Genomic DNA, 1,392 nt, shown 5'->3' with positions numbered 1-1,392 from the left:
AAACCCGCCTCGGCGGGTTTTTTTATGGATTTTTACCCGCGAATAAGCACGGTAATCTGCTGATTGCCACCTCTTTTTTCCCATTTCCAGAATCGACTCACCACAAAGGTCACAAAATCTGGTAAACTATCATCCAATTTTCTGCCCAAATGTGCGGTATTGTTCATTTTTTGTTTGTATTTCGAACAGCAATGGCTTTCCGAATCTGGGTGACATCACTTCTGGCTGGCCACCTGGTGGCTGGTAGCAGTAAAATTCTTAATATACCTGGAGGTTTTCATGGCTGTCGCTGCCAACAAACGTTCGGTAATGACGCTGTTTTCTGGTCCTACTGACATCTATAGCCATCAGGTCCGCATTGTACTGGCGGAGAAAGGTGTTAGTTTCGAGATTGAGCATGTGGAGAAAGACAATCCACCTCAGGATCTGATCGACCTCAACCCGAATCAGAGCGTACCGACACTGGTGGATCGTGAGCTGACCCTATGGGAATCTCGCATCATTATGGAATACCTGGATGAGCGTTTCCCGCATCCGCCGCTGATGCCGGTTTACCCGGTTGCGCGTGGTGAAAGCCGCCTGTACATGCAGCGTATTGAAAAAGACTGGTATACGCTGATGAACGTCATCGTAAACGGTTCTGCTTCTGAAGCGGACGTCGCGCGTAAGCGACTGCGCGAAGAGCTGCTGGCAATTGCGCCAGTGTTTAGTCAGAAACCGTATTTCCTGAGCGATGAGTTCAGCCTGGTAGACTGCTACCTGGCGCCGCTGCTGTGGCGTTTACCGCAGCTGGGTATTGAATTCAGCGGTGCTGGTTCGAAAGAGCTGAAAGGGTATATGACCCGCGTATTTGAACGTGACTCTTTCCTGGCTTCTCTGACTGAGCCTGAACGTGAAATGCGTCTGGGCCGGGGTTAATCTGTATGGATTTGCCACAGCTATCACCGCGCCGTCCGTATCTGCTGCGCGCATTCTATGAGTGGTTGTTAGACAACCAGCTCACGCCGCACCTGGTGGTGGATGTGACGCTTCCGGATGTGCAGGTTCCTATGGAATATGCGCGTGACGGGCAAATTGTTCTGAATATTGCTCCACGTGCAGTGGGCAACCTGGAACTGGCAAACGACGAAGTGCGTTTTAACGCGCGCTTTGGCGGTATACCACGTCAGGTTTCCGTGCCGCTGGCTGCTGTTCTGGCTATCTATGCCCGTGAAAACGGTGCAGGTACCATGTTCGAGCCAGAAGCGGCCTACGACGAAGATGTCGCCAGCTTAAATGATGACGACAACGACACGTCCGGCTTTGAAAGCGAAACGGTCATGTCCGTCATTGATGGCGATAAGCCCGATCACGGTGATGACAACGACCCGGATGATACGCCGCCACCTCCGC

At 51.9% G+C, this 1,392-nt stretch carries 2 protein-coding genes; both read left to right on the top strand.

The genetic code is table 11. The features are described from left to right. Nucleotides 1–279: 279 nt before the first annotated feature. Entirely contained in the window at nt 280–918 is a 639-nt protein-coding gene (gene sspA / locus FDW95_RS02760; protein WP_096755483.1) for a stringent starvation protein SspA, read from the top strand. A gap of 5 nt (nt 919–923) precedes the next feature. Further along, nucleotides 924–1,392: ClpXP protease specificity-enhancing factor (gene sspB / locus FDW95_RS02755; RefSeq protein WP_137363407.1), on the top strand; the 469-nt coding region annotated here is incomplete at its 3' end.

The sequence above is a fragment of the Citrobacter sp. wls718 genome, from assembly GCF_005280945.1.
Lineage (GTDB): Bacteria > Pseudomonadota > Gammaproteobacteria > Enterobacterales > Enterobacteriaceae > Citrobacter > Citrobacter gillenii.
The sequence above is the reverse complement of the archived record's forward strand: the minus strand, read 5'-3'. Positions and strand labels throughout refer to the sequence as shown.